Source organism: Allobosea sp. 10L422, from assembly GCF_056395345.1.
In genome coordinates this window covers 116,000-140,811 of record NZ_JBFTJI010000014.1, presented here as the reverse complement: position 1 = coordinate 140,811, position 24,812 = coordinate 116,000, and the positions used below count along the sequence as shown (strand labels likewise).

Genomic DNA, 24,812 nt, shown 5'->3' with positions numbered 1-24,812 from the left:
CAGCCATGCGCCATGCGCCGGGCGCGCTTCCCGCTTCAGCCGGCCTTTTGCATCTCGGCCATCAGCGCGTTGTCGATGTCGTCGGCCCGCTTGGCGGCTGGCCTGCCAGCCAGTCTTGCGCCATAGGCCTCAAAAGCCGGCCGCTTCTCGATCGTGCCGAACTGCAGCCCCCACTGGACCTGCGAGCCGACATAGACGTCGGCGGCGCTGAAGCGCTCGCCGAGCAGGTATGGCCCCTGGCTGACGGCCTGTTCGAGCGTGTCCATCACATCCGCATAGGTGCCGTAGCCGATCGCACGGGCCCGATCGGGCGGCACTTCGAGGCCGAAGGCCTTGTTGCTGACGGCGGCCTCGACCGGGCCGGCCGTAAAGAACAGCCAGCGATAGTAAGGGCCGCGCAGCCGGCTGGTCGGCTCCGGCGCCAGCCCCGCCTGCGGGAAGGCATCGGCGAGGTAGGCGCAGATCGCCGCGCATTCGGTGACCACGGTGTCGCCATGGACGAGCGTCGGCACCTTCCCCATCGGGTTGAGCGCCTTGTATTGCGCGCTCTTCATCGGCGCGCCGAAGCCGAGGATCTCGGTCCGGTAGGGTTGGCCGACCTCTTCCACCATCCAGCGCGCGATCCGGCCGCGCGACATGGGATTCGTGTACAGCACGAGTTCGTCTGTCATGGATATTGCCTCCTTGCGGTGCGGTGTCGCTCTAGCGCTGTCGCGATGCTGTCAGGATACATCGCCTGACGGCGCCGGTTTGAACTGCTATCCTTGCTGCGAAACAGGACGGGAGCATGAACGAATCATCGCCATTGCGCAGCGTCTCCGTGAGTGAAGGGCGGATGGCGATCGAGGGCTCGTTGGCCCGCTACGTCCAGGGCTCGGCCCGGCGCTTTCGGCTGCAGGCCGCGGCGCTTCGCATCGTCGGCGGCTTCGAGAGTCGCGAGGGGCGCCTCGAGGACGCGCGGCGCATCCTTGCCGAGGCCCATGTGGCGGATGGCGTGCTGCGGCGCGCCGGCTTCGACGGCGAGGCCGAGGCGATTGCCCTCACCTTGCGCCCGCTTGCCGCGTCGAGCGAACAGCCGCGCCTCCTGCTGATGCTCGGCTATCGCGAAGAAGGCGGGGCCGAGATGCCCTTTGCCGATGTGTTTCTGGCTCCCTTGGTGTTCGAGGCGCTCAAGGCCGACATGCTCGAAGGGCTTGCGCAGGAGCTCTCGCTCAGCGCCACGACGAGCCTCTGGGTACGGGAGGAGGATCGCGAGCTGCCCGCAGGGAGCCCGGTCGGCTGGTATCTCGCGCCTGGGAGCGATGGAAAGGCCGCTGTCCCGGCCCGTGGCTTCATCGATAGCATCGAATGGATGCCGAAGGCCCGTCCCGAGCCGTTGGCGGAGGCTGTGCCGGTGCACCGGGTTGCAGCCGAGCACGGTCACGAACCCGATGAGGATTGGCAGGAGAGCAGTGCCGAGCAGCTGCGCAAGATTAACTGGAGCTTCAGGCAGCTCCTGCTTCTCCTTGCCTTCCTGATGATCATCATCGCCCTGAAATAGCCGTGCGCCTCACGGCTCGTGGCGGCGGATCCGGCGGATGATCTCGTTCAGCGCCAGCATGGCCAGCGCCAGGATGAAGGGCAGGACGTAGTAGATCACCCGGAACATCAGCAGCGCTCCGAGCACCTGCTCGTAGGGAAGCCGGTTGAGCGCGACCAGCATCGTCGCCTCGAAGACCCCGAGGCCGCCGGGCGCGTGACTGGCGATGCCGATCAGGCAGGCGAAGATGTAGGCGGCCAGGAAGGTCGGGTAGTCGAGATTGTAGCCGCCCGGCAGCAGCACGAAGAGCACGGCTGCGGCGGCGCTGACTTCGCAGGCGCCGAGCGCCATCTGGCCGAGCGTGGTGCCCAGCCCCGGCAGATGAAGGTTCCATCCCCGCACGCGCAAGCTGCGCTCGTCCGTTGCGATCCAGATCAGGTAGCCGATGATACCGAGCCCGACGAGGCCGCCGACGATCTGGACGACGAGTGGTGAGGTCCGCGCGAGCATGGCGACCGAATCGGCCGAATAGACCAGGCTGGCGCAGAGGATGGCGCCGAGCCCGAGCCAGAAGGTGATGCCCGCGATCACTGTCAGGCTCGCGACCTCCGAAGCCCGCACGCCTTTCGGCGAATAGATCCAGTAGCGCACCGTGCCGCCGGTCACGATCGGGAAGCCGAGCGTGAAGGACACCGAATAGCTGGTGAAGGAGGCGAGCGCTGTGGTGCGGTAGGGGATCGAGAGTCCGAGCCGGCGCAGCGCCAGCGCATCGTATCCCGTGAGCAGCAGATAGCTCAGGGCCGTGAAACCGCAGGCAAGTCCGAGCTGGCGCAGGCTGGCATTGGCGAAGGCGCCGGCGAGCTGGCCCGGCTCCATCTGGCTGATGATGTGCCAGAGCACGACGAGCGAAGCGCCGAAGATGACCATGCTCGCCAGCGGGCCGAGCCACCACCAGCGGCTGCGCTTGCGCAGGTGCATTCCTGGCTCATGCGGGCCGAAAGACATGCGCTCTCTGGGTTGCGCGCCACAGCCGGATCGCGGCAGCACGGGGGGATGGGAGGGCGCGGCCGCGCCCCGGCCCGAGAGATAGCGCGTTGGCAGCGATGCACAAGCCGCTGCGGCGAATGAGCCCCATGAGGAGGCTGGTCGCGACAGCCGCCTCGGGCCGAGCCCCCGTGCCCGAGCGTCAGCGATGCGGGCCGGCAAGGTTGGAATGGGGGGAACAGCCGCTGCTCGCCGGCGTTCAACGCTCGACTCCAGCAAGGGAGGCTCATCATGCCGCGTGGCGACAAATCGGCCTATACGGACAAGCAGAAGCGCAAGGCGGAGCATATCGAGGAAGGCTACCAGGAGCGCGGCGTCTCGCACGAGGAAGCCGAGCGCCGGGCCTGGGCTACCGTGAACAAGGAAAGCGGCGGTGGCAACAAGTCGGGCTCCGGCCGGGGCAAGCCCGACACCAATGTCTCCGCCAAGCGTGGCGGTCGGATCGGCGGCGAGGCCGCGGCCGCGCGCCCGAAGTCCGAGCGCTCGGCCTCGGCGAAGAAGGCGGCCGAGACGCGGAAGAAAAAGGCGTCCTGAACCGGGGCGGCTTGCCGCCCCGGAGTTGCCTGCCTCAGCCGCCGATGTTGAAGGAGGCCAGCGCCGCCATGTTGACGATGTCGGAATCCTTCGCGCCGAGCGGCACGATCTGCACGGGCTTGTCGAGGCCGACGATCAGCGGGCCGATCACGGTTGCGCCGCCGAGTTCCTGCAGCAGCTTTGTCGAGATCGAGGCCGAGTGGAAGGCCGGCATCACCAGCACGTTCGCCGGTCCTGACAGGCGGCAGAACGGATACTGGGTCATGATCTCGCGGTTGAGCGCGACATCTGCCGCCATCTCGCCGTCATACTCGAAATCGACGCGCTGGCCGTCGAGGATCGCCACCGCCTCGCGCACCTTTTCGGAGCGCTCGCCGGCTGGATGTCCGAAGGTCGAGAAGGCGAGCATCGCCACCTTCGGCTCGTAGCCGAGCCTGCGGCCGACGCCGGCTGCCTCGATCGCGATCTCGGAAAGCGCCAGAGCTGTCGGCATCTCGGTGATTGCGGTGTCGGCGACGAGGACGGTGCGGTCGCGCGAGATCACGATCGAGACGCCGATCACGCGATGGCCGGGCTTCTCGTCGATGACGCGGCGAACCTCCTCCAGCGCGATCGAATAGTTGCGGGTCACGCCCGTCACCATCGCGTCGGCATCGCCGAGCGCCACCATCGCCGCGGCGAAATGGTTGCGGTCCTGGTTGATCAGGCGCTGGCAGTCGCGGAAGAGATAGCCCTGCCGCTGCAGCCGCTCGTAGAGATACTGCGCATAGGCGCTGTTGCGGTGGGAGAGCCGGGCGTTCTGGATCGAGATGCCCTTGGCTTCGAGATCGACGCCGAGGAAGGTCGCGGTCTCGTAAATGCGCTCCTCGCGGCCGACGAGAATGGCCTGGCCCAGCTCCTGATTGACGAAGGACGCTGCGGCGCGGATGACCTGCTCCTCCTCGCCTTCGGCAAAGACGACGCGCTTCGGATAGCGCTTTACCCGCTCGAAGATGCGGTTGAGCGTGCCGGCGACCGGGTCGCGGCGGGCGGAGAGCTGCGCCTTATAGGCGGTCATGTCGACGATCGGCTTGCCGGCGACGCCGGATTCCATTGCCGCCTTCGCCACCGCCGCCGGCACGACCTGGATCAGGCGCGGATCGAACGGCACGGGGATGATGTAGTCCTTGCCGTAGCGCGGCCGCGCGCCTTGATAGGCTGCGGCAACCTCGTCGGGCACGTCCTCGCGGGCGAGCATCGCCAGCGACTCCGCTGCAGCGATCTTCATCTCCATGTTGATCGTGGTCGCCCGCACGTCGAGCGCGCCGCGGAAGATGAAGGGGAAGCCGAGGACGTTGTTGACCTGATTGGGATAGTCCGAGCGGCCGGTCGCCATGATGGCGTCGTCGCGGATCGCATGGACCTCCTCCGGCGTGATTTCCGGATCGGGATTGGCCATGGCGAAGATGATCGGGTTCGGCGCCATCGCGGCGACCATCTCCGGCGTCACCGCGCCCTTTTGCGACAGGCCGAAGAAGGCGTCGGCCCCCTCCAGCGCCTGCGCCAGCGTCCGCCTGTCGGTGATGGCGGCATGGGCCGACTTCCACTGGTTCATGCCCTCGGTGCGGCCCTGGTAGATCACGCCCTTGGTGTCGCAGAGGATGACGTTGTCGGGCTTGAAGCCCATCGCCTTCAGGAGCTCGATGCAGGCGATGGCGGCGGCGCCGGCGCCGTTGATGACGAGCTTGGTCGATGTGATGTCGCGTCCGGTCAGATCGAGTGCGTTGACCAGGCCGGCGGCGGCGATGATCGCGGTGCCGTGCTGGTCGTCGTGGAAGACCGGGATGTCCATCAATTCGCGCAGGCGCTGCTCGATGATGAAGCACTCGGGCGCCTTGATGTCCTCGAGGTTGATGCCGCCGAAGGACGGGCCGAGATACCGCACCGCGTCGATGAACTTGTCCGGGTCCTCCGTGTCGACCTCGAGGTCGATCGAGTCGACGTCGGCGAAGCGCTTGAACAGGACGGATTTGCCCTCCATCACCGGCTTGGAGGCGAGTGCGCCGAGATTGCCGAGGCCGAGGATGGCGGTGCCGTTCGAGATCACCGCGACGAGGTTCGAACGGGTCGTGTAGTCATAGGCGCGCGACGGGTCCTCAGCGATCGCCAGCACCGGCACGGCCACGCCCGGCGAATAGGCCAGCGAGAGGTCCCGCTGCGTCGCCATCGGCTTCGTCGGGACGATCTCCAGCTTGCCGGGACGGCCCTGCGAGTGGAACAGCAGGGCTTCCTGGTCCGTGAAGGTCGGGCGCGTTCTCTTGGTCGTCGGGCGGTCGTTCATCGAAGAGTCTTTTCTTGAGCGTTTCCTCGGGGGAAGCGACCATACGGCCGCGCCCCACGGGACCACAAGCCGTTATAGGCCCACAGAACTCTTGCCGGGCAACGGTGGAATTGCGGCGGCGTCGGAAGGCTACAGCCGGTTGCGCACGCTGCGGACGAAATCACCGACATAGCGGTCGAGCGCTTCCGCCTGCTCGTCGACCCTGCGGGCGGCATCCGCCACGCCGACGGCGGCATCCCCGGTGACGCGCACCTCGGTGCCGACCGTGCTGACATTTGCGGTGACGGCGTCGGCGCTGAGAGCGACGGCCTGCGCATCGGCGGCAATGGTCGAGACGATGTCGGCCTGCCGGCTGACGACGGAGGCGATCGCGCCGGACGTCTGCTCGATCATGGTCATCGTGCCTTCGATATGGGCCACGGCCTGGACGGCGGCCGCGGCAGCACCGCGGATGCCGGAGAGAGTTTCGGCGATGTCGCGCGTCGCCTTCTGCGTCTGTTCTGCGAGCGTCTTGACCTCGCCCGCCACGACGGCGAAGCCACGCCCTGCGACACCCGCCCGCGCGGCCTCGATCGTGGCGTTCAGCGCCAGCAAATTGGTGCGGGCCGCGATCTCCTCGATGAAATCGAGCACCGCGCGTACCTTGTCGGCCGCCTCCGTCAACCCGGTGACGTCGCTTCGCGTGCTGCGGACATAGCTGGCGGCCGCGCGCACCGTCTCGTCGGCATGGCTGGTCTGGCGGGTGAGTTCCCGGATCGAGGCTTCGATCTCTTCCGCCGCGGTTGCGACGCTGCCGACCCGCTGCGATGCGCTTTCCGCCTCCCGGGTCACGCCTTCGGCACGCAGGGTCGTCGCGCTCGCGCTCTGCACCATCTGGCCGGCGGCGGCGCGCATGTCGCGCATCGAAACCCCGACATCGGCGAGCGCCTTGCCGACGGTGCGTTCCAGATTGCCGGCCAGTTCGTCGAGCGCGGTCTTGCGGAGCGTCTCGATTTCGGCACGGCGCGCCTCCAGCGTCTTCTCGGCGGTGATGTCGAGCAGGATGCCGTCCCAGATGAATGTTCCATCTGCAAGCCGGCGCCGCGTCGACTCGCTGCGAAGCCAGACCGTGCCGCCATCTGGAGCATGATAGCGCCCCTCGAAACGCCAGACATGGTCGTCGCCCGGCGTCTCGCGGCGCCGATCCTCGAAGCGCGCGCGATCCTCGGCGAACATCTTGCCGAGCCAGACTTCCGGATCCTTTTCGGCATCCTTCCGCGCGATGCCCAGCGCCTTGTCGATGGAGAATGACGCGAACTGGTAGGACAGTTTGCCGTCCGGCCTCAAAAGACATTGATAGAGCGTGCCGGGCGCCCGCTGGATCAGGGTCCGCAAGCGATAAGCCGTTTCGCGGCGGTCGTTGTCGTGGATGACGACGATGCCGGTGAGGATGATGCCGATCGTGCCCACCAGTATCATGGCTGGCACTGCCTCGCGCAGGAAGAGCTCTCCCGCATCGCCCGGAATGAAAGGGGCCGAGGCCAGCAGGCAGAGGGCATCGAGAGAACTCAGCAGGATAAGGTCGCGTGGCATCAGCGGGCGTCGGCGCCGCGCCAGCCAGGCCGAGAAGGCGATTCCGATCAGCATGCGCAGCACGATGCCGCCGATTCCGGTCGCCATGCCGACGCCGCCTGCCAGGAAGCGCGCGACGACCAGCGGAGTGGCCGTCAGGAGGGCCGCCCAGGGCCCACCGATAGGCCCGGCCAGGATGGCGAAGGTATTGCGTGAATCGATCAGCAGGCCGGGCTGGATCTCGACGGGGTTCGCCATGCTGACAAGCGCGCCGCCTGCGAACAACAGGCTCACGGCGCAGGGCCGTAGCCAGCCCCGTCCGCTGAACCTGGGGGCGATCACCGTCAGCACGAGCCCGGCGAAGAGCAGGAAGAACAGGCTCTGGACGAGATTGATCAGCAGCAATGTCGAGACCTTCGGCCGATTCGGCCGATGGACCTTGCTTTCAATTGTTGAAAGCCGTCCTAACGGATGGTCTTGGCGCCGCTTTTTGCTAGCGTGCCGGCCGATGCGTCACAGTTCCCCCAGCGAAGCCACCCTTTCCGCCGCGCCGGCCGCTGCCGCCGAACGCGTCACGCCGATGATGGCGCAGTACGTCGAGATCAAGGCTGCCAATCCGGACTGCCTGCTCTTCTATCGCATGGGCGATTTCTACGAGCTCTTCTTCAAGGACGCCGAGATCGCCTCGCGCACCCTCGGCATCGTGCTGACCAAGCGCGGCAAGCATCAGGGCGACGACATCCCGATGTGCGGCGTCCCCGTGGAGCGCGCCGACGACTATCTCCAGCGCCTGATCGCCGCCGGCCATCGTGTCGCCGTCTGCGAGCAGACCGAGGACCCGGCCGAGGCCAAGAAGCGCGGCGCCAAATCGGTTGTGAAGCGCGATGTGGTGCGCCTCGTCACCCCCGGCACCATCACCGAGGAGCGGCTGCTCGAGCCCGGCCGCGCGAGCCTGCTTGTCGCGGTCGCGCGCCGCAAGACGGGCGAGGCGGCCTCGCTCTACGGTCTCGCGGCGATCGACATCTCGACCGGTCGCTTCACGGTGATGGAGACGCCGCAGGAACGGCTCGCCATCGAGTTCTCGCGGCTGGAGCCGCGCGAGATCGTCTGCCCCGACGCGATCCATGATGATCCCGAACTCAAGGAGTTCTGGCGCGAGATCGCGGTGCCGGTGACGCCGCTCGCCCGCGACGGACTCGATGCGGCCTCGGCCGAGCGGCGCCTGAAGGAGTTCTTCGGCGTCGCCACGCTCGACGCCTTCGGCGCCTTCAGCCGCGCCGAGATCGCGGCGGCCGGTGCAGCGCTCGCCTATGTCGAGCGCACCCAGCTCGGAGCGCGCCCACCCCTTTCCGCCCCGGTGCGCGATTCCGGTTCGGCGACAATGCTGATCGACGCCGCCACCCGCGCCAACCTCGAATTGACGCGCACCCTCGGCGGCGAGCGGCAGGGCAGCCTGCTCGCTACGATCGACCGCACGGTGACGCCGGGCGGCGCGCGCCTGCTGGCCGAGCGCCTCGCCGGCCCGTTGACCGATGCGGCGGCGATCGCGGCGCGTCACGACGCGGTTGAATTCCTGGTGGCGGACGGCGCCCTGCGCGAGGATCTGCAGCAGGCGCTGGAGAAGGTGCCGGACGTCGCGCGTGCGCTGGCGCGGCTCTCGCTCGATCGCGGCGGCCCGCGCGACCTCGCTGCGCTCGGCGCCGGGCTCGACACCGCCCGCGCGATCGCCGCCTTGCTCGTCCGGCGCGGCGAGCTACCGGCGGAGCTCTCCGGCGCGATGCAGGCGCTGGGCGAGAGCAATCCCGATCTGGCGGTTCGCCTAAACGCGACACTGGCCGACGAGTTGCCGCTCAACCGCCGCGACGGCCGCTTCGTGCGCGAGGGGCATGATCCGGCGCTCGACGAGCTGCGCCTCCTCCAGATCGATTCGCGCAAGGTCATCGCGCAACTGCAGGCCCGCTACGCGAGCGAAACCGGCTGCCGCACGCTGCGCATCAAGCACAACGCCATGCTCGGCTACTTCGTCGAAGTGCCGCAGGCGATGGGCGAAGAGTTCCTCAGGGAGCCCTGGCGCGCGACCTTTGTGCATCGCCAGACCATGTCCGATGCGATGCGCTTCTCTTCGGTCGAGCTCGGCGAGCTCGAGGCCAAGATCGCCTCCGCGGCCGACCGGGCGCTCAAGCTCGAACTCGCCATCTTCGCCGGGCTCGGCGAAGCCGTGCTGGCTCAGGCCGAGCCGATCAAGGCCGCCGCGCTGGCATTGGCCGAACTCGACGTCGCCGCTGCCCTTGCCGATCTCGCCGCTCGCGAGGGCTGGAGCCGCCCGCTGATCGATGATGGCGTCGCCTTCACCATCGAGCGCGGCCGCCATCCGGTCGTCGAAGCCGCGCTCAAGCGGGACGGAAAGCCCTTCGTCGCCAACGATACCGAATTGTCGCCGCCCGGCACCGAGGCCAAGGGCGGGCGCATCTGCCTGATCACCGGCCCGAACATGGCCGGTAAATCGACTTTCCTGCGCCAGAACGCGCTGGTCGCGGTTCTCGCTCAGATGGGCTCCTTCGTGCCGGCGGCACGCGCCCATGTCGGCATCGTCGACCGGCTATTCTCGCGCGTCGGCGCGGCCGACGATCTCGCCCGCGGCCGCTCGACCTTCATGGTCGAGATGGTCGAGACCGCCGCGATCCTGAATCAAGCCGGCCCGCGCGCGCTCGTCATCCTCGACGAGATCGGGCGGGGCACCGCGACCTTCGACGGCCTCTCCATCGCCTGGGCGGCGATCGAGCATCTGCACGAGATCAACCGCTGCCGCAGCCTGTTCGCCACGCACTACCATGAATTGACCGCGCTCGGAGACCGGCTCGACCGGGTCGCCAACGCGACCGTCCGCGTCACCGAATGGAAGGGCGAGGTCGTCTTCCTGCACGAGGTCGTGCCGGGGGCGGCCGACCGCTCCTACGGCATCCAGGTCGCCAAACTCGCCGGCCTGCCGCCGGCCGTGGTCGAGCGAGCCCGCGCCATCCTCGGCGAATTGGAGAAGACCGAGCGCGAGAAGCCGGTTGCCTCGCTGGTCGATGATCTCCCGCTCTTCGCCGCGCCGCAGCGTCGTCCCGCACCAGTCGTCGCTGAGGACGAGCCCGACGGATTGCGTGATGCCCTGGCCGGGATCGATCCGGACGAGATGACACCGCGCGAGGCGCTGGAAGCGCTCTACCGGCTGAAAGGTTTGGCCTGAGTTTCTGTTCTAGCCCAGCCGCTTGATGCTTGTGATCGCGCCGAAGCTCTTCGTCAGGATGCGGTCGCGCGCTTCCCGCAGCGGCTCGCGATGGACCGTCATCGTGTAGCCGTTGGCATGCAGCAGCGTATCCGGGTCAGTCAGGATGCCGACATGGCCCTTCCAGAAGACCAGGTCGCCGCGTCTAAGCCCGGATAGGCTCTCATCGAAGGGAACGGGGCTGCCGAGTGCGGCTTCCAGCATGTCTGAATCGCGCGGCGAGGCGATGCCGGCAGCAGTGAGCGCAAGCTGTGTCAGCCCCGAGCAGTCGAGGCCCAGGCTCGTCTTGCCACCCCAGAGATAGGGTACGCCGAGGAAACGTTCGGCGACCGCGACGAAGTCGGCTTCGAAGCGGTCGGCCGGGACGAGGTGCTTCAGGAAGACGTGCCCGCCATCGGCGAGGATGGCGAAGTCGCCCTTGGTCTCCAGCACGGCGACGCCTGCATTCAGCGAAAGCGATGCAAGCGGCGGCAGTTTGATCGAGGGGCCGGGATAGACGAAGGTCCTGAGCGCCGCGACACGATGCGTCGGCGCCGGCTGGTCGGGGCGCAGCGCGTCGTCGGGCAGGTAGCCGACATAGCCGTCCGTGGCGAGCTGGACCCAGGCCCATCCCTCTTCGCGCTCGTAGACATCAACCAGCTCGCCCGCGAGCGCCTCGGTATCGAGCGCGGCGTCAGGGCGCGGCTCACGTCGCAGCGGCGCCGAGGGAACAACGACGCGCATTGACTGCGCATCGGCGAAGCGAGCGGTCTCGACCTTCCCCGCGAGCTGGCGGGCGGCGAGATCGGGGCGGAAGGCATGGATGCGGCGGTCGAGAATCGTCATGGGTGCAATCTAGAGCATCGTGCCGAAAAGTGGATCCGGTTTTCGGCGGAAAACGATGCGGCAACAAAGGGCTGCGGTATCGGACCGGATTCCTGAAGCAGGTCTGATGCTGTAGCGGCGGCGAGGCCAGTGCTGGGAGAGCCGTCAGCTTCCGCCGATCTCCTTGGCATGTTCGGTGACGAGGTCGGCCAGTCTTTCGACCGCGAGCGCACCGGCGACAGTGCGTTGGATTACGACGTTGCGGCGGTCAGCCTCGTCGCGCTTGCGCGTCAGCAGCCCGAGCTTGCCGAGCGTATCGAGCGCGCGGGTGATGACCGGCTTGGTCACGCCGAGTTGTTTCGCCAGCCCCCGCACCGTATGCGGCGGCAGCTCGAGATAGACCGTCAGCAGGATCGCCGTCTGGCGCGCCGAGAGGTCGGCTTCGCTGTCCCGTACCAGATCGAGATGGACCTGCCGCCACAGTTTGAGCGCCTGCGAAGGCTTGATCTCGAGGGGCATGAAGGCACGGTTCCCGATCGTTACGGAGCCGTATCATTATCCCACGGTCGTGATGGCGCAATCGCCTTTGGCGATCAGCCTTAACCGGTTGGATAGAGCTGCTGCACCAGCGCATGGATCAGCCGCGCACCCTGGCATTCACCGCCCTCGGGCCGTCCCGGCTTGGGCGAGGGGTTCCAGCCGTAGATGTCGAAATGCGCGTAGGATTCCGTCTTCTCGACGAAGCGGTTGAGGAAGAGCGCTGCCGTCACCGAGCCGGCCATGCCGCCGCTGGAAACGTGATTGACGTCAGCGATCTTGGAATCGAGCAGGCCGTCATAGGGCCGCCAGAGCGGCATGCGCCAGACCGGGTCGTTTACGGCCATACCGATCCGCGCGATTTCCGCGGCGAGCCCTTCATCATGGGTGTAGAAGGGTGGCAGCTCGGGGCCGAGCGCAGTGCGCGCCGCGCCGGTCAGCGTGGCGAAATCGATCAGCAGCTCCGGCATCTCCTCGTCGGCGAGCGTCAGCGCATCGGCCAGGATCAGCCGGCCTTCGGCGTCGGTATTGCCGATCTCGACCGAGAGGCCCTTGCGGCTCGCCAGCACATCGCCGGGCCGGAAGGCATTGCCTGAAACGGCGTTCTCGACCGCGGGAACCAGCAGCCGCAGCCGCACCGGCAGTTTCGCCAGCATGATCATCCGCGCCGCTGCGATCGCGGCTGCCGCCCCGCCCATGTCCTTCTTCATCAGCAGCATCGAGGCGTCGGGCTTGAGGTTGAGCCCACCCGTGTCGAAGGCGACGCCCTTGCCGACCAGCGTGACCTTGGGATGGGCCGGATCACCCCAGACCAGATCAACGAGCCGCGGTGCCCGCGTCGAGGCACGGCCGACCGCATGGATCATCGGGAAGTTCCGGGTGATCAGGTCGTCCCCGACGATACTGGTGATCGTTGCGCCGCATTCGGCGGCGAGCCCGCGGATCGCCGCCTCGATTTCGCCCGGCCCCAGCGCATTGGCCGGCGTGTTGATGAGATCGCGCGCCAGTGCGGCCGATTCAGCGATCAGGCTGATCTCCTGGCCGTGGACGCCGTCCGGCAGAGACAGGCGCGCCCGCGGCGGCTTCGGCTTGCGGTAGCGGTCGAAGCGATAGCCCTGCAGCAGCCAGCCGAGCGTGGCGAGCCCGGGATCGTCGATCTCGCCTTCCAGCGCATAGTCGCCCGCCGGCAGCAGGGCTGCCAGCCGCGCCGGCCCGAAAGGATCGCGCTGCCGCCGCGCGGTTTCGACACCAAGGAGGACGGCCGCGAGTGTCCCTTGCGAATCCGGAAGGAGGCAATGCTGGCCGGCACCGGCCGCGAAGCCCTGGGCGAGCGCGAAATTGCGGTGGGTGGGGGAAAGCCGCGTCTGTAAGGCCGGCCAGCTCTCGGCAGAAACCACGTGAATCGGAACGGCGGTGTCGGAGGTGGGGATCAGAAGACTGTTCACGGGGCGGTCGATCGGTTCTGGGACAGCGGCGGCTGCCGGAATTAAGGATGCATTAGGGTTAACGTTTTATCACCGAACCACCAGAGGAACCCAGTCAGACGACGTTGTCGCGAGGCGATCCGGCCCATGATTCGAACGAAGCTCGCCTCCGACCTGCCGGCCTTCCGTGCTCGCCGACTTGGATTGACGATCGCGGTCTGCCTCGGGGCGCTGGCCCTGGCGGGTTGCCAGAGCCGTGGCGGCCTCGGGGATGTCACGGGGTCCATCTCCCGCAGCCCGGCGGCGCAGCCACGCACCGCGGCCGAATGGCAGGCCGAGCGCGAGAACTGGGCGAAACGCTATGAAGCCAATCCGAAGGATCGCAACGCCGCCTTCGCCTATGCCCGGGCGCTCCGGGCGCTCGATCAGAATGCGCAGGCGCTGGCTGTGCTCCAGAGCGCCGTCCTGACTTTCCAGGACGATCGCGAGCTGCTGGGCGCCTATGGCCGCTCGCTCGCCGATAACGGGCGGTTTCGGGAGGCGGACGACGTGCTCTCGCGTGCCCATTCGCCGGAGCGGCCGGATTGGCGCATTCTCTCGGCGCAGGGCACGGTCGCCGACCAGCTGGGGGATCATGAGAGGGCCCAGCAGATCTATCAGGCGGCTCTGAAGCTCGCCCCGGGCGAGCCGACGGTCATGTCCAATTACGGCCTGTCGCTCGCCTTGTCCCGACATCTGCCGGAAGCGGAGCGCGTTCTCGCCGAGGCGGCGGCCTCGCAGGGCGCCGATGCGCGCGTGCGTCAGAACCTCGTGCTCGTGCTCGGGCTTCAGGGCCGCTTTGCCGAGGCCGAAGCCATGGCCCGGCGCGACCAGAGTCCGGCGGAAGCCGCCGCGACGATCGCCTATCTCAAGCGCAGCGTCAGCCAGCAGAACAGCTGGGACCTGCTCAAGGGCGCGAAGGGCAAGCAGCAACCCGCCGCCAAGCCTCCGCTGGCCCGGGCGCCCGATGGCTCGGCCGATACGGATCGCCGTAGCTGAGGCCGAGCTGAAGAAGCTTCCCCCGGTTCCCCTCGGCCGTATCGGCAAGCGTCGTGCATTGTCCCGGCTGGCCGGAAGCGGGCATTGGCGTCCCGGCAAAGCAGGCATTCAGGCCAACTGCCGAGGCGATACGCGCAGATGCGCCAGGCGACGCCGACGAACAGCGTTCGCAGGGGCGGGGGCGGCTTGTGGACCCGATGCCCATGTGGGAAGCTGGCTGAACGACGCCCCCACCGAACGCCCATGAACATCACGCTGAAGCAGATCAGGGCGTTCCTCGAGATTGCCAGGCTAAACAGCTTCACGCGCGCCAGCGATCGGCTGAATACGACGCAATCGTCGCTTTCCGTGCTGATCCGCGAATTGGAGGCCGAACTCGGGACGCGTCTCCTGGATCGCACCACCCGCAAGGTCGAGATTACTGAGGCCGGCCGCGAATTCGCTCCCTTCGCGGAACGGATGCTGATGGAGCTTGAGAATGGCTTCACTGCGACCCGCGAACTTGCTGCTCGCAAGAAGGGGCGGTTGAGCCTCGCTGCCTCTCCGCTGGCGGCGGCTGCGCTGCTTCCGAAGATCATCGCGAGCTTCCGTAGCCTCTATCCGGGGATCAGCGTCGCCATCGAGGAGATTTCGCCCGAATTGCTGTCGTCCCGGGTGGCCGGCGGCCTGTTCGACTGCGGCATCGGCGTTTTCGACACGATGGATGACGGTTTGACCGCCATCTCCGCCTTCAGCGAGCGCCTGATGCTGATGTGCCCCCGCAATCACCCTCTGGCGGCGGAGCAGGAGGTCGAATGGCGGCAATTGGCCGATCACGACTTCATCTCGGTCAACCCGGACAACGCGGCGCGCCGGCGCATCGATCGCTATCTCGCGCTCGCCGGAGTCGAAATTCGCCCGGCCTTCGAGGTCAGGAACATGACCACGACGCTCGGCCTCGTGGCGGCCCAGATGGGCGTGGCGACCTGGCCGTCCTGGGCGGCGACGCTGGCAAGCGCCTATGATCTGGTGCTTCGCCCGCTGGTGCGGCCCGAGGCCTTTCATACGGTCTCGATCGTGATGTCGAAGGAACGGGCGCCCTCGCCGGCGGTCGAGGCCTTCATCGATGTCGTCAGGGAGCAAGGCAAAGCCCTGATCGACCCGTCCTGAGGCGCCGCCGGCGTGCCGCAGGCCGTCAAGGCGCGTTCGCACCCGGGAACCCGACATGGAACGCCACTCCGGGAACGGGATGGGTTGAGCCGCGGGGGGCGGGATGGCGTCACGTCCGCGCGGGATGAGGCGCCCCGAGCCGGCTCCAGGCCGGCGCACGACAGGCGTGGGTCGGTAACGCAGAGCCGTATGCCCGCGATCGCCAGAGCTCCATCCCATCCGGCGATTGATCGTGGAAGCCGATGCATTGAGCTGAAATCAGTATTTCCCCTGGCGGCCGGCCGCTGAGCATAATGCCCCCAAGAATAAAGATTTTGAGCGGCCGATACCGGGCATAGACCCGTCTCAATTCGCTGTTCTGGAATGATGTCGGCTCTTCTACTGGGTCCTAAAAACAACGCCGAGGGTGAAGAAGATGAAATTTCGGGATCACGTCAGGCCTGCATCCGTAGTCCTGGCATTTGCGGCCGCCATCTCTGCTTGCTGCGGCGTCTATGCACGGGAGTATTTGCCGCTCCCCAAGGAATTTGCCGGAAGAAGCTATTCCCCCGGCGTCGTCACGCATGGCGGCAAGCAGGTCTGGCTGGCGGGCGTGACCACGCTGCAGGACGAGCAGGGCAAGTCCCTGGCCGGTGATGTCGAGGGCCAGACCCGCTTCATCTTCCGCGAGATCGAGCGCCAGCTCGCAAAAGCGGGTGGCAAGCTCGAGGATGTCGTCACGATGACGGTCTACCTCACCGATGCGCGCAACGGCGCCCAGTTCCAAGCGGTTCGCAAGGAAGTGTTCCCGAAGAATCCTCCGGCTAGCGCGCAGATCACCGTGTCGGCCCTGGCTGTTCCCGGCTTCCTGATCGAGGTCCAGTGCGTCGCGGTGGTCGGCGACGAGAAGTAGCCGCCTCACGCCGGTGGGCGAGGGCTCAGCTTGTCGTCGCCCACCGGCCTCCTCTTGGCGGCAGGCGCGTTGCCGGCCTCTGCCGGCCTGCATTCACGCCGCCCGGCAAGCCGTCGTTCCGGCCGCGACGACGGTCCTCTGATCCATCACGCATCGGCCGTTCGATAGGCGGCCGGCAGGAGACCCAAAATGGGGCATGACGCCGTCCACGAACTGATGTGCAAGGCCGAGATCAACCGGCTGATCCACACCTATCCGCGCGGGCTCGACCGGCTCGACCGGGAGCTCCTGCTCTCGATGGCGCATGAAACCGCGACCGTGGATTTCCCGCCGCTCTTCTCCGGAAGCTGGGCCGACTATGTCGCCTTCCTGATGAAGGCGCATACGAGCATGCTCTACAACCGGCACAGCATGAGCAACATCCTCGTCGCGCTGAAGGGCGAGGGGGCGGTCAGCGAGACCTCGGCGACCGCGCATCTGATCGTCAAGCGTGACGACGGCGACATCGAGGAACGCACCGTTCACACTCGCTATCTCGACCGCTGGCGCTGCGATGGCGGGCGCTGGTCGCTGGCGCACCGCCGCACCATCCGCGACTACCGCCAGGTCAGGGTCCTCACCGCCGCGGAACTCGCCGCCACGACCGAGTACGCCAATGCCGGCGCGATCGGACGGCAGGATCCGTCCTACGCCCATTTCGGCGAATAGCCGGGCGCTGCACTGCGATCTCGAGGATTTACGGAGCGCCATCATGGGCAGGAAGCTGATCAGGAACGGGCAGGTCGTCACGATGGATCGGGCCATCGGCGATTTCGCCATCGCCGACGTTCTGCTGGAGGACGATCGCATCGCCGCGGTGGCGCCGGGAATCGAGGCCGATGCCGACGAGGTGATTGATGCCAGCGGCATGATCGTGATGCCCGGCCTCGTCAACGCCCATCTCCACACCTGGCAGACGGGTCTGCGCTCGATCGGAGCGGACTGGACCGGCCCGGACTACCACCGGATCATGCATGGCAACATGGCCACCCGCTTCCGGCCCGAGGACAACTATATCGGCACACTGGCCGGCGCCCTCGAGCAGCTCAATGCCGGCGTCACCACGCTCTTCGACTGGTGCCACAACATCACCTCGTTCGAGCATGCCGAGCGTTCGGTCGACGCGCTGGAAGAAAGCGGGCTCAGGGCCGTCTTCGGCCACGGCACTGCCAAACCGCTCAAGACCGTGTCCGACATCCCATTCACCCATGAGCCCCATCCGCGCGAGCGGCTGGTAAGGCTGCGGCGTGAGCGCTTCTCCTCCGACGACCGCCGCGTCACCCTCGCGGCGGCGATCCTCGGCCCGCAATTCTCGGTCCCCGAGGTGGTCGAGCAGGATTTCAGGCTGGTGCGCGAGCTTGGCCTGTTGTCGAGCTCCCATGCCGCGCGCCGGCCGGCCGATCAGGTCTCGCCGGAAGGGTATCGGATCCCGGCCCGGCTGGGCTTGCTCGACGAGAACCACAACGTCGTCCACGGCAATTACATCGACGACGAGCAGCTCAAGTTGATCGTCGATTCCGGCGCATCCTTCACGGTGACGTCGATGATCGAATTGCATGTCCACCCTGCCGATCCGGTGACCGGACGCATCCGTGCCCTCGGCGCGCTGCCCTCACTCGGGGTCGACAGCATTCCGGCGGCGAATAGCGACATGTTCAACGAGATGCGCTTCGCTATGCTCTACCAGCGGGCGCTCGAGCATCGCGCCAACTATGCGCAGGGGCTGCCGCCTTTGACGCAATTGCCGGTGCTCTCACGCGTTGCGCTCGAATGGGCGACGATCGGCGGCGCCAGGGCGATACGGCTAGAGCATCTGATCGGGAGCCTAACGCCCGGCAAGAAGGCGGATGTGATCCTGCTCAAGGCCACGGATTTCAACCTGTTTCCGGTGCACGACCCGGTCGGGACGGTCGTGCAGCAGGGCTGCGCGCATAATGTCGATACCGTCATCGTCGACGGGCAGGTCCTCAAGCGTGGCGGCGTGCTCGGGTATGATGCGGCTCTTCTGCGCCGCAAGGCCGGGGAGCTGGAAGCCTCCGCCGCCCGGATCATCCGGGAATCCGGCTATGTGCCGATGGCCGCATAACAAGAGCAAAAGCTCGATTTCATCACGGGAGAGATTGAGATGTCGGTGCGTACGCAATCGCAACGGTCGTCGGTTCGCGTCGTCGTCGCAGCCGCGCTGGGAAACGCCCTGGAGTGGTTCGATTTCATCATCTACGGCTATCTGGCCGTGATCCTGTCGCGGCTGTTCTTTCCCGCCGATGATCCGAATGTCGCCCTGATGCTGACGCTCGCGACCTTCGCCGTCGGCTTCGTGATGCGGCCGGTCGGCGCTCTTGTGATGGGCTACTACGCCGATCGGAAAGGCCGCCGCAGCGCCCTGACGATCACCATCTGGATCATGGCGCTGGCCACCGCCATGATCGGCTTCGCGCCGACCTATGCCACCGTCGGTCTGCTCGCCCCGGTGATCGTGCTGACGGCCCGCCTCATGCAGGGCTTCGCCGCCTCCGGCGAATATGGCAGCGCGGTCTCGCTCCTGGCGGAATCGGCGCCGCCGAACCGCAAGGCCACTTTCGTCGCCTGGCAGATGGCGAGCACGCTGCTCGCCGTCGTCTTCGCCGGCCTTGTCGGCTTCCTGCTGTTCAACACGCTGACGCCTCAGCAGATGGGCGATTGGGGCTGGCGGCTGCCCTTCATCTTCGGGCTGCTGATCGCCCCGGTCGGCTATTACATCCGGCGCCATGTCGATGAGACGCTCGACGTTGCGAGTGTTGCCAGGACGTCCTGGTCGGACGACATCCGCCAGATCTGGACGAAGCAGCGCCGCGCCTTCCTGGCGTCCTTCGCCCTGCTCGCCTTCGGCGGCGGCAATTTCTACATCATGTTCATCTACATGCCGACCTTCGCGGTCCGCGAGCTCAATCTCGGCCTGAATGCGCCCTTCATCAGCACGCTGGTGGCGGGTCTCCTCTCGGCCGCGGGCGCGATCTTCTGGGCCGGCCGCGTCGATCGCGGCGCCTCGCCGCGGCTGCTCTACGGTATCGCCACGGTCGCGATCCTGCTGATCGTCTACCCGCTTTATGCCTGGATCATCCAGGCGCCGACGCTCTGGGGACTTGTGGCCCTGCAGGTGGCGCTGGCGATTCCCGGCAGCGTGATCGTCGGGCTGGGAATCGTCATGAACGCCGCGCTGTTCGAACCGCGCATCCGCGCCTCGATCCTGGGCTTCAACTTCAACGTCTCGAACAGCATCTTCGGCGGCGCCGCGCCGCTGATGGTGAGCTACGCCGTCGCCACCACCGGCGACAAGGCGGCAGCGGCCTATTACGTCATCCTCGTCGGGCTGATCGGGCTCATCGGCGTCTGCTGCCTGCCCGGCAAGGCCCACACCCCGCGGCAGCATGAGGGGCTGGGCGAGCCCAACGGCGCTCCTGCCTGACCATGAGCAGGCGCCGGTTTCGACCGGCAACGACAACAATACCAAAAGGGGAATTTCGAAATGACCACCTCTGACGAAACCATGTCCCGCCGTGCCATGCTGCTGGGAACCGTCGCAGCATTCGCGGCGACGGCGACAGCGGGCGCCGGACTCGCGCAGGCGCAGCCGGAAGGCCGCTTCCGGATCGATACCCATCACCACATCTTCCCGCCGAAATACCTCGATGAGGTGCGCGAGCGGATCATCGCCCAGGCTCAGGGATTGCCGACCGAGACCATGATCGGCTGGACGCCTCAGCGCTCGCTCGACGAGATGGAGCGCAGCCGGGTCGACCAGGCGATCGTCTCCGTGGCGGCGCCGGGCATCTTCTTCGGGGATGTCGAGCAGGGCCGGCGGCTCGCCAGGGTCTGCGTCGACTACGGGGCGGAGATGATGCAGAAATATCCGGGCCGCTTCGGCATGTTCGCGCCGATCCCGCTGCCGGATATCGAAGGCAGCCTGAAAGCCATCGCATATGCGCTCGACGTGCTGAAGCTCGACGGCATCGGCATCCTGACGAGCTATGGCACGCGCTGGCCGGGAGACCCTGCCTTCGCGCCGGTCTTCGACGAGTTGAACCGGCGCAAGGCGACGGTATTCGTCCATCCGCTGGCGCCGGATTGCTGCAGCAATCTGCAGGAAGGCGTATCCTCGGCGCTGATCGAGTTCCCCACGGACACGACGCGCTGCATCACCAGCCTCCTGTTCAGCGGGACGCTGACCCGGTGCCCGGACATCAACTTCATCTTCGCCCAAGGCGGGGGAACGCTGCCCTTCCTGGCCGGGCGCCTGAACGCGGCGATGTTCTTCACGCCGGGACTGCCGGAGAAATTGCCGAAGGGCATGCTCTATGAACTGAAGCGGCTCAACTACGACGTCGTGTCGATGGCGAACCCGATTTCGGTCGCAGCGCTTCTCCAGCTGGTGCCTAGCCAGCAGCTCTTCTTCGGCAGCGACTTTCCCTATCTCTCCGGCAAGGTCGTCGCCGATGGCCTCCAGAAGATCAGCTTGCTGTCCCCTGCCGATCTCACGCAGATCGAGCGCGAGAATGCGCTTCGGCTACTCAAAAGGGCATGATGATCGCGATCCGGCACCGGCAGTCCCTCTGGCGGGAATATATCCACGCGGAGCGGTCATCCGCCCCATCAGTCGGTGCCGGAGCCGTTTCATAAGGTCAGGCCCTCGCAAGACGTCGACAGGCCGCGAAGTCGGTGTGGCGTGGCGTGGCAATTCGCGATACTGTGCCGGATACTTGCCATGAGGAGATTTGGGCTTTTTCTCAGGCAAAGCGGAGAAGTTATGGTTCGATAACGCCGTCAATGCAGGCGTCCTTTACATGCGCCACGCGATCGAGACCGCACCGAAAGACGGGCATTGCGTCGTCATCGAGGACGATGCAAGTGCTGATTGCGACGTCGGCGGCAGGTCGCCGGAAGCGGGCGATTGGGCCGACGGGAAGGACGATGGCCCTATCAGGCTCACGCGGACGCATAGGCATCCGGTCGCCCGCGGAGTTCATTTCCAGCCACACGGCGCAGGATCGGTTGACGCTGATCCTGCCGTAAAGCGGATGTGGCGAGGCTTCTTTACGCCCGTCGTCACTGTCATCGCTGCGGCGACGCTGCTGCTGTGCTGTGTAAAGCAAGTCGCTGCCGAGCCGCCTGCGGGCGATGGCGTGGTCGCTCAGGATGCGGGCTTGCCGAGCAGGGACTCGAAGACCGCCGTCCCTGAAGTCCTCCGAACCGTCGACAGGCAGCCCGGCCCGCCCGCGTCGGAGACGCCGACTATGCGGGAGCAACGAGCTGCGGCGGCGCCCGGGCCGGATGAGCCGCAACCAACGGGCCGGAACCCGCCGGAAGGTCTGGCGCGAGAGGCGGCCCTGGCGCAGGAGCTGGATCGAGCTCGGCGTACCATCGAGCGCTTGGAAGCGCAGTTGCAAGCGGGGCCGGCGGCCGAGCAGGTGCTGAAGCAGGAGCGCGAGCGGGCCGCGATCCTGGCGGACCACGCGGCGGCTGCGCGGCAGGAGTTGCTCGCAAGCACCGCGCAGCACCTCCGGGCCCTCGACGAGGAGCGCGCCCACAGCGCCGCATTGGCGAGCGAGCTGGCGATGGCGCGGCGTGAGATCGAGGCGCAGACGGCGCAATCGCACCAAGCCGACCCCGATACGGCGCCGCTCAAGCAAGCGGACACCGCCAACGCCGCGCAATCACTCGAACAGCAACGCCAGCAAATGGCTGCTGCCCTCGCGGATGCGGCGGCTGCGCGGCAGGAACTGACGGCTAACACGGCGCAGCTCCGTCAGGCGCTCGACGAAGAGCGAGCCCGGAATGGCGCCATGGCGAGCGAGTTGGCAACGGCGCAGCAGGTGAACCAAAAGCTGGCCGTGCAGTTCCGGCTGATCGGCGAACAGACGGAACTCCGCAGGCGAGCCTATGAGAAAGACGTGGCGGCGCTTCAACAGGCACTCAGCCAGGAGCGCGACAAGGCGGCAGCCGGGGCCGCCGATCTCGATGCCGCGCGAAGCGCGGCTGCCGCGCGCATTCAGCCGGAAGCGACGACAGGCAGTCCCGTTGCCCGGCAGGTCGCATCTGCCACCGGCACGGCCATCGCGTCGCCCGCTGCCCCGGACGTGCCGGGCGGCAGCGAGGCGGTGAGGATGATTGCGCGCGCTGCCGCGCTGCTCGGCCAAGGCGACATCGGTGCAGCGCGGATCGTGCTTGAGCGTGCCGCGGAGATGGGCAGTCCGCGCGCGGTCTTCATGCTGGCCGAGACATACGACCCCAACGTTCTCTCGACCTGGAAAACGTTTGGAACGCAGGGCGAGGTGGCGAGGGCGCGCGAGCTCTACGCGAAGGCGCATGCGGGCGGCATTCGGGAGGCGAAGGAGAGGTTCGAGACTTTGAGCCGATGATGCGCCTGCCAGGCCGTGCGGCTTCGGTTCATCGTCCGATTAGTGCGCTCGCGAGGGAGTTCGAGGATGACGAGGTTTGCCAGACGAAGCCTGCTCCTGCTGACTGCCTTGATAGCGCTTATGCCGGGGCTTCAGCCGGCTGATTTGTTCGCGCAGACAGCCAAGGTCGAGGCCCAGGCCACTCCCTCGTCGCGTCGCATCCCGGCGCAGGCGACGGAACAGGAGAAGATGAACGCCTGGACCGTCGGTCTTGCCGGCGGTTTGATTGAAGGAGCGCCCCTTCGTCTCGCGGCGGAGATGGCGCGCGTCGTCGATGACGGGCCGAATTTGCTTGTCCTGCCGATCGTTACGCGGGGCGCCACCGAGAACCTGAACTCGTTGCTCTACCTGCGCGGCGTCGATACGGCCATCATCAATTCCGACGCTCTGGACGAATACAAGGCGCAGCTGCCCCAGATCCGGCGTCGGATTACCTATGTCCTCAACCTCTTCCCGTCGGAGCTGCATATCTTCGTTCGGCCAGAGATCCAGAGCCTGGAGGATCTCGCCGGCAAGAAGGTGAACTTCAACACGCAGGGCACCGCTGCCGCCTATTCGGGGCCGCTGATCTTCAGCCGGCTCGGCATCAACGTCGACAAGACGTTCATCCCTCATCAGGTGGCGCTCGAGCAGATGCGCAAAGGTGAGATGGCCGGGGTCGTTTTCATCACCTCGAAGCCGGTCGACGCATTCGTGCGCGGGCGCTTCGAGCCCGGCTTCAAGTTCCTTCCGGTCAAATACGACAGCAAGTTCGAGGATTACTATCTTCCGGCCGTGCTGGAGGCGGGCGAGTATCCGGGGCTGATCAAGCCGGGAGAGCGCGTGCAGACGATTGCGGTGCCGACCGCGCTCGTCGCGTTCAACTGGGCGGCGCAAACGAACCGCTATCAGCGCGTAGCCCGTTTTGTGGATGTGCTGTTCTCCCGCATCGACAGGCTTCAGGGTCCCGGCTTCGACGCGAAATGGAAGTCAATCAACCTGGCCGCGACCGTCCCGGGCCTCGACCGCTTTCCGGCCGCCCAGGAGTGGTTGGACCGCCAAACGCGAGCACCGCGGGCTCTGCGATGAAGGCGGCCATGCTGTCCATCGTCTTCGAGATCGCTTGCGGAGCCGCGCTGGCGCAGGATGTGGTCGATCCGGTGATGCATCTTCGCGCTTGCGCCGTGCTGGAGCCCGCTGCGCGGCTGGAGTGCCTCGACAAGCTGTCGCGTAGCATCGCGCCGACCGATCGCCCGGCGCCTGGCGAAGACAACTGGATCGTCAGCGAGACCACCTCGCCGATCGACTATGCTCCCATCGTCACCGCGACGACGCTTGCGAGCGGCGGATCAGAAGGCGCGTTGACGCGGCTGTCCATCTATTGCCGTGGCGGCCGAACCGAATTGGCGGTTTCAGGGCCGGCCGTGGCCGGTGGCAGCGCCGACGGTATCATCATCTACCGCATCAACGGCGCTCAGCCACTGCAGGTCGCAGCCGGGGCGTCGTCATTCGGTTCCGGCACCGCATTCAGGGCCGATGTCGTGCATCTGTTGTATTCCTTGCCCGACGAAGGCGGCCTCAATATCCGCCTCGTGGCCCGAGCCGGCACCTATGAGGGGCAGTTTGCGCTGGCCGGGCTGAAGGTCGTGCGAGCCAAGGTCGCCGCAGCGTGCAAGTGGCCGAACGTCGTTGCCAGGCCAAACAGTCGATAATCCTCGAACCGACAAGGGAGAAGCAGTGATGACTGGCTATGTGAAAATCGCGCGGGCTGCACTGGCCGGCGTCGCTGCGCTCCTGATCGCCATGCCGCCGTCAGTGGCGCAGGAAAGGAAGCAGGCCACTGCGCAGGCATCAAAGCGAAACGCGTCGGAAACAAAAACGCACCGCCTTATCCTGCAGGTCAACTCCAACGAGCCTGCAACGATGAATCTGGCGCTCAACAACGCGACGAACGTTGCGCAATACTACAAGGATCTTGGAGAGCCGGTGGAAATAGAGATTGTCACTTTCGGCCCAGGCTTGCACATGCTTCGCGATGACACCTCCCCGGTCAAGGCACGGATCAAGGCGATCGCGGCGAGCACCCCGGCAATTTCCTTCAAGGCCTGCGGCAATACGCAGGAGAATATGGCCAAGGCTGAGAACAAGGAAATTGCTCTCGTGCCCGAGGCGTCGCTGGTGAAATCTGGCGTGGTGCGCGTGATGGAGTTGCAGGAGCGAGGCTGGACCTATGTCAGGCCGTGACATCCGTCATTGAAATCGATCGTAGATTTGCGT

At 66.6% G+C, this 24,812-nt stretch carries 21 protein-coding genes; 14 read left to right on the top strand and 7 right to left on the bottom strand.

Annotation, left to right across the window (positions count from 1 at the left end):
- Positions 1 to 35: 35 nt before the first annotated feature.
- Positions 36 to 671, bottom strand: a complete 636-nt coding sequence (locus AC1DEZ_RS23240) for a glutathione S-transferase family protein (RefSeq protein WP_476780858.1) — start codon at positions 669 to 671, stop codon at positions 36 to 38.
- A gap of 116 nt (positions 672 to 787) precedes the next feature.
- Here AC1DEZ_RS23240 and AC1DEZ_RS23235 point away from each other — a divergent pair, with 116 nt between their 5' ends.
- Complete coding sequence (locus AC1DEZ_RS23235; RefSeq protein WP_476780857.1) at positions 788 to 1,540, top strand: hypothetical protein; 753 nt, start codon at positions 788 to 790, stop codon at positions 1,538 to 1,540.
- A gap of 9 nt (positions 1,541 to 1,549) precedes the next feature.
- Here the strand turns inward: AC1DEZ_RS23235 and AC1DEZ_RS23230 are convergent, their stop codons facing one another.
- Positions 1,550 to 2,497 (bottom strand): lysylphosphatidylglycerol synthase domain-containing protein, encoded by a 948-nt coding sequence (locus AC1DEZ_RS23230; RefSeq protein ID WP_441509816.1) that lies wholly within the window; start codon positions 2,495 to 2,497, stop codon positions 1,550 to 1,552.
- Between the two features lie 297 nt (positions 2,498 to 2,794).
- On the opposite strand from AC1DEZ_RS23230, the gene AC1DEZ_RS23225 reads away from it, so the two are divergent.
- Entirely contained in the window at positions 2,795 to 3,097 is a 303-nt protein-coding gene (locus AC1DEZ_RS23225; RefSeq protein WP_441509815.1) for a plasmid stabilization protein, read from the top strand.
- Positions 3,098 to 3,131: 34 nt separating this feature from the next.
- On the opposite strand, the gene AC1DEZ_RS23220 is transcribed toward AC1DEZ_RS23225, so the two are convergent.
- Entirely contained in the window at positions 3,132 to 5,417 is a 2,286-nt protein-coding gene (locus AC1DEZ_RS23220) for an NADP-dependent malic enzyme (protein ID WP_476780856.1), read from the bottom strand.
- A 129-nt stretch (positions 5,418 to 5,546) separates the two neighbouring features.
- Positions 5,547 to 7,373 carry a methyl-accepting chemotaxis protein gene (locus AC1DEZ_RS23215; RefSeq protein WP_476780855.1) on the bottom strand — a complete coding sequence of 609 codons (1,827 nt, stop codon included), beginning with the start codon at positions 7,371 to 7,373 and terminating at the stop codon, positions 5,547 to 5,549.
- Positions 7,374 to 7,476: 103 nt separating this feature from the next.
- Here AC1DEZ_RS23215 and mutS point away from each other — a divergent pair, with 103 nt between their 5' ends.
- Positions 7,477 to 10,200 carry a DNA mismatch repair protein MutS gene (gene mutS, locus AC1DEZ_RS23210; protein ID WP_476780854.1) on the top strand — a complete coding sequence of 908 codons (2,724 nt, stop codon included), beginning with the start codon at positions 7,477 to 7,479 and terminating at the stop codon, positions 10,198 to 10,200.
- 9 nt (positions 10,201 to 10,209) lie between these two features.
- On the opposite strand, the gene AC1DEZ_RS23205 is transcribed toward mutS, so the two are convergent.
- The 3 genes from AC1DEZ_RS23205 to AC1DEZ_RS23195 all read right to left on the bottom strand — a co-directional run bounded on the left by AC1DEZ_RS23205 (position 10,210) and on the right by AC1DEZ_RS23195 (position 13,025).
- Entirely contained in the window at positions 10,210 to 11,064 is an 855-nt protein-coding gene (locus AC1DEZ_RS23205) for a C40 family peptidase (RefSeq protein WP_476780853.1), read from the bottom strand.
- Positions 11,065 to 11,208: 144 nt separating this feature from the next.
- Positions 11,209 to 11,562, bottom strand: coding sequence for a MarR family winged helix-turn-helix transcriptional regulator (locus AC1DEZ_RS23200; protein ID WP_265051248.1), 354 nt, complete (start codon positions 11,560 to 11,562; stop codon positions 11,209 to 11,211).
- An 80-nt stretch (positions 11,563 to 11,642) separates the two neighbouring features.
- Entirely contained in the window at positions 11,643 to 13,025 is a 1,383-nt protein-coding gene (locus AC1DEZ_RS23195; protein ID WP_476780852.1) for a leucyl aminopeptidase family protein, read from the bottom strand.
- Positions 13,026 to 13,151: 126 nt separating this feature from the next.
- Between AC1DEZ_RS23195 and AC1DEZ_RS23190 the strand changes: the two genes are divergently transcribed.
- The 11 genes from AC1DEZ_RS23190 to AC1DEZ_RS23140 all read left to right on the top strand — a co-directional run bounded on the left by AC1DEZ_RS23190 (position 13,152) and on the right by AC1DEZ_RS23140 (position 24,779).
- Positions 13,152 to 14,042 carry a tetratricopeptide repeat protein gene (locus AC1DEZ_RS23190; protein ID WP_476780851.1) on the top strand — a complete coding sequence of 297 codons (891 nt, stop codon included), beginning with the start codon at positions 13,152 to 13,154 and terminating at the stop codon, positions 14,040 to 14,042.
- A gap of 243 nt (positions 14,043 to 14,285) precedes the next feature.
- Positions 14,286 to 15,191: a LysR family transcriptional regulator gene (locus AC1DEZ_RS23185; RefSeq protein ID WP_476780850.1), complete on the top strand. Its 906-nt coding sequence runs from the start codon at positions 14,286 to 14,288 to the stop codon at positions 15,189 to 15,191.
- A 508-nt stretch (positions 15,192 to 15,699) separates the two neighbouring features.
- On the top strand, positions 15,700 to 16,083 hold the full coding sequence (locus tag AC1DEZ_RS23180) for a RidA family protein (RefSeq protein ID WP_441509806.1): 384 nt from the start codon (positions 15,700 to 15,702) through the stop codon (positions 16,081 to 16,083).
- Positions 16,084 to 16,272: 189 nt separating this feature from the next.
- On the top strand, positions 16,273 to 16,791 hold the full coding sequence (locus AC1DEZ_RS23175; RefSeq protein ID WP_476780849.1) for a nuclear transport factor 2 family protein: 519 nt from the start codon (positions 16,273 to 16,275) through the stop codon (positions 16,789 to 16,791).
- 43 nt (positions 16,792 to 16,834) lie between these two features.
- Complete coding sequence (locus AC1DEZ_RS23170; RefSeq protein WP_476780848.1) at positions 16,835 to 18,208, top strand: amidohydrolase family protein; 1,374 nt, start codon at positions 16,835 to 16,837, stop codon at positions 18,206 to 18,208.
- A 39-nt stretch (positions 18,209 to 18,247) separates the two neighbouring features.
- Complete coding sequence (locus tag AC1DEZ_RS23165; RefSeq protein WP_441509803.1) at positions 18,248 to 19,567, top strand: MFS transporter; 1,320 nt, start codon at positions 18,248 to 18,250, stop codon at positions 19,565 to 19,567.
- Between the two features lie 60 nt (positions 19,568 to 19,627).
- Positions 19,628 to 20,683, top strand: coding sequence for an amidohydrolase family protein (locus tag AC1DEZ_RS23160; RefSeq protein WP_476780847.1), 1,056 nt, complete (start codon positions 19,628 to 19,630; stop codon positions 20,681 to 20,683).
- A 190-nt stretch (positions 20,684 to 20,873) separates the two neighbouring features.
- Entirely contained in the window at positions 20,874 to 22,517 is a 1,644-nt protein-coding gene (locus AC1DEZ_RS23155) for a hypothetical protein (protein ID WP_476780846.1), read from the top strand.
- A 66-nt stretch (positions 22,518 to 22,583) separates the two neighbouring features.
- Entirely contained in the window at positions 22,584 to 23,624 is a 1,041-nt protein-coding gene (locus tag AC1DEZ_RS23150; protein WP_476780845.1) for a TAXI family TRAP transporter solute-binding subunit, read from the top strand.
- Positions 23,625 to 23,632: 8 nt separating this feature from the next.
- The gene (locus AC1DEZ_RS23145) at positions 23,633 to 24,247 is read left to right on the top strand and encodes a hypothetical protein (protein ID WP_476780844.1); all 615 of its coding nucleotides are present in this window, start codon (positions 23,633 to 23,635) and stop codon (positions 24,245 to 24,247) included.
- Between the two features lie 28 nt (positions 24,248 to 24,275).
- Positions 24,276 to 24,779, top strand: coding sequence for a DsrE family protein (locus AC1DEZ_RS23140; RefSeq protein WP_476780843.1), 504 nt, complete (start codon positions 24,276 to 24,278; stop codon positions 24,777 to 24,779).
- Positions 24,780 to 24,812 lie beyond the last annotated feature (33 nt).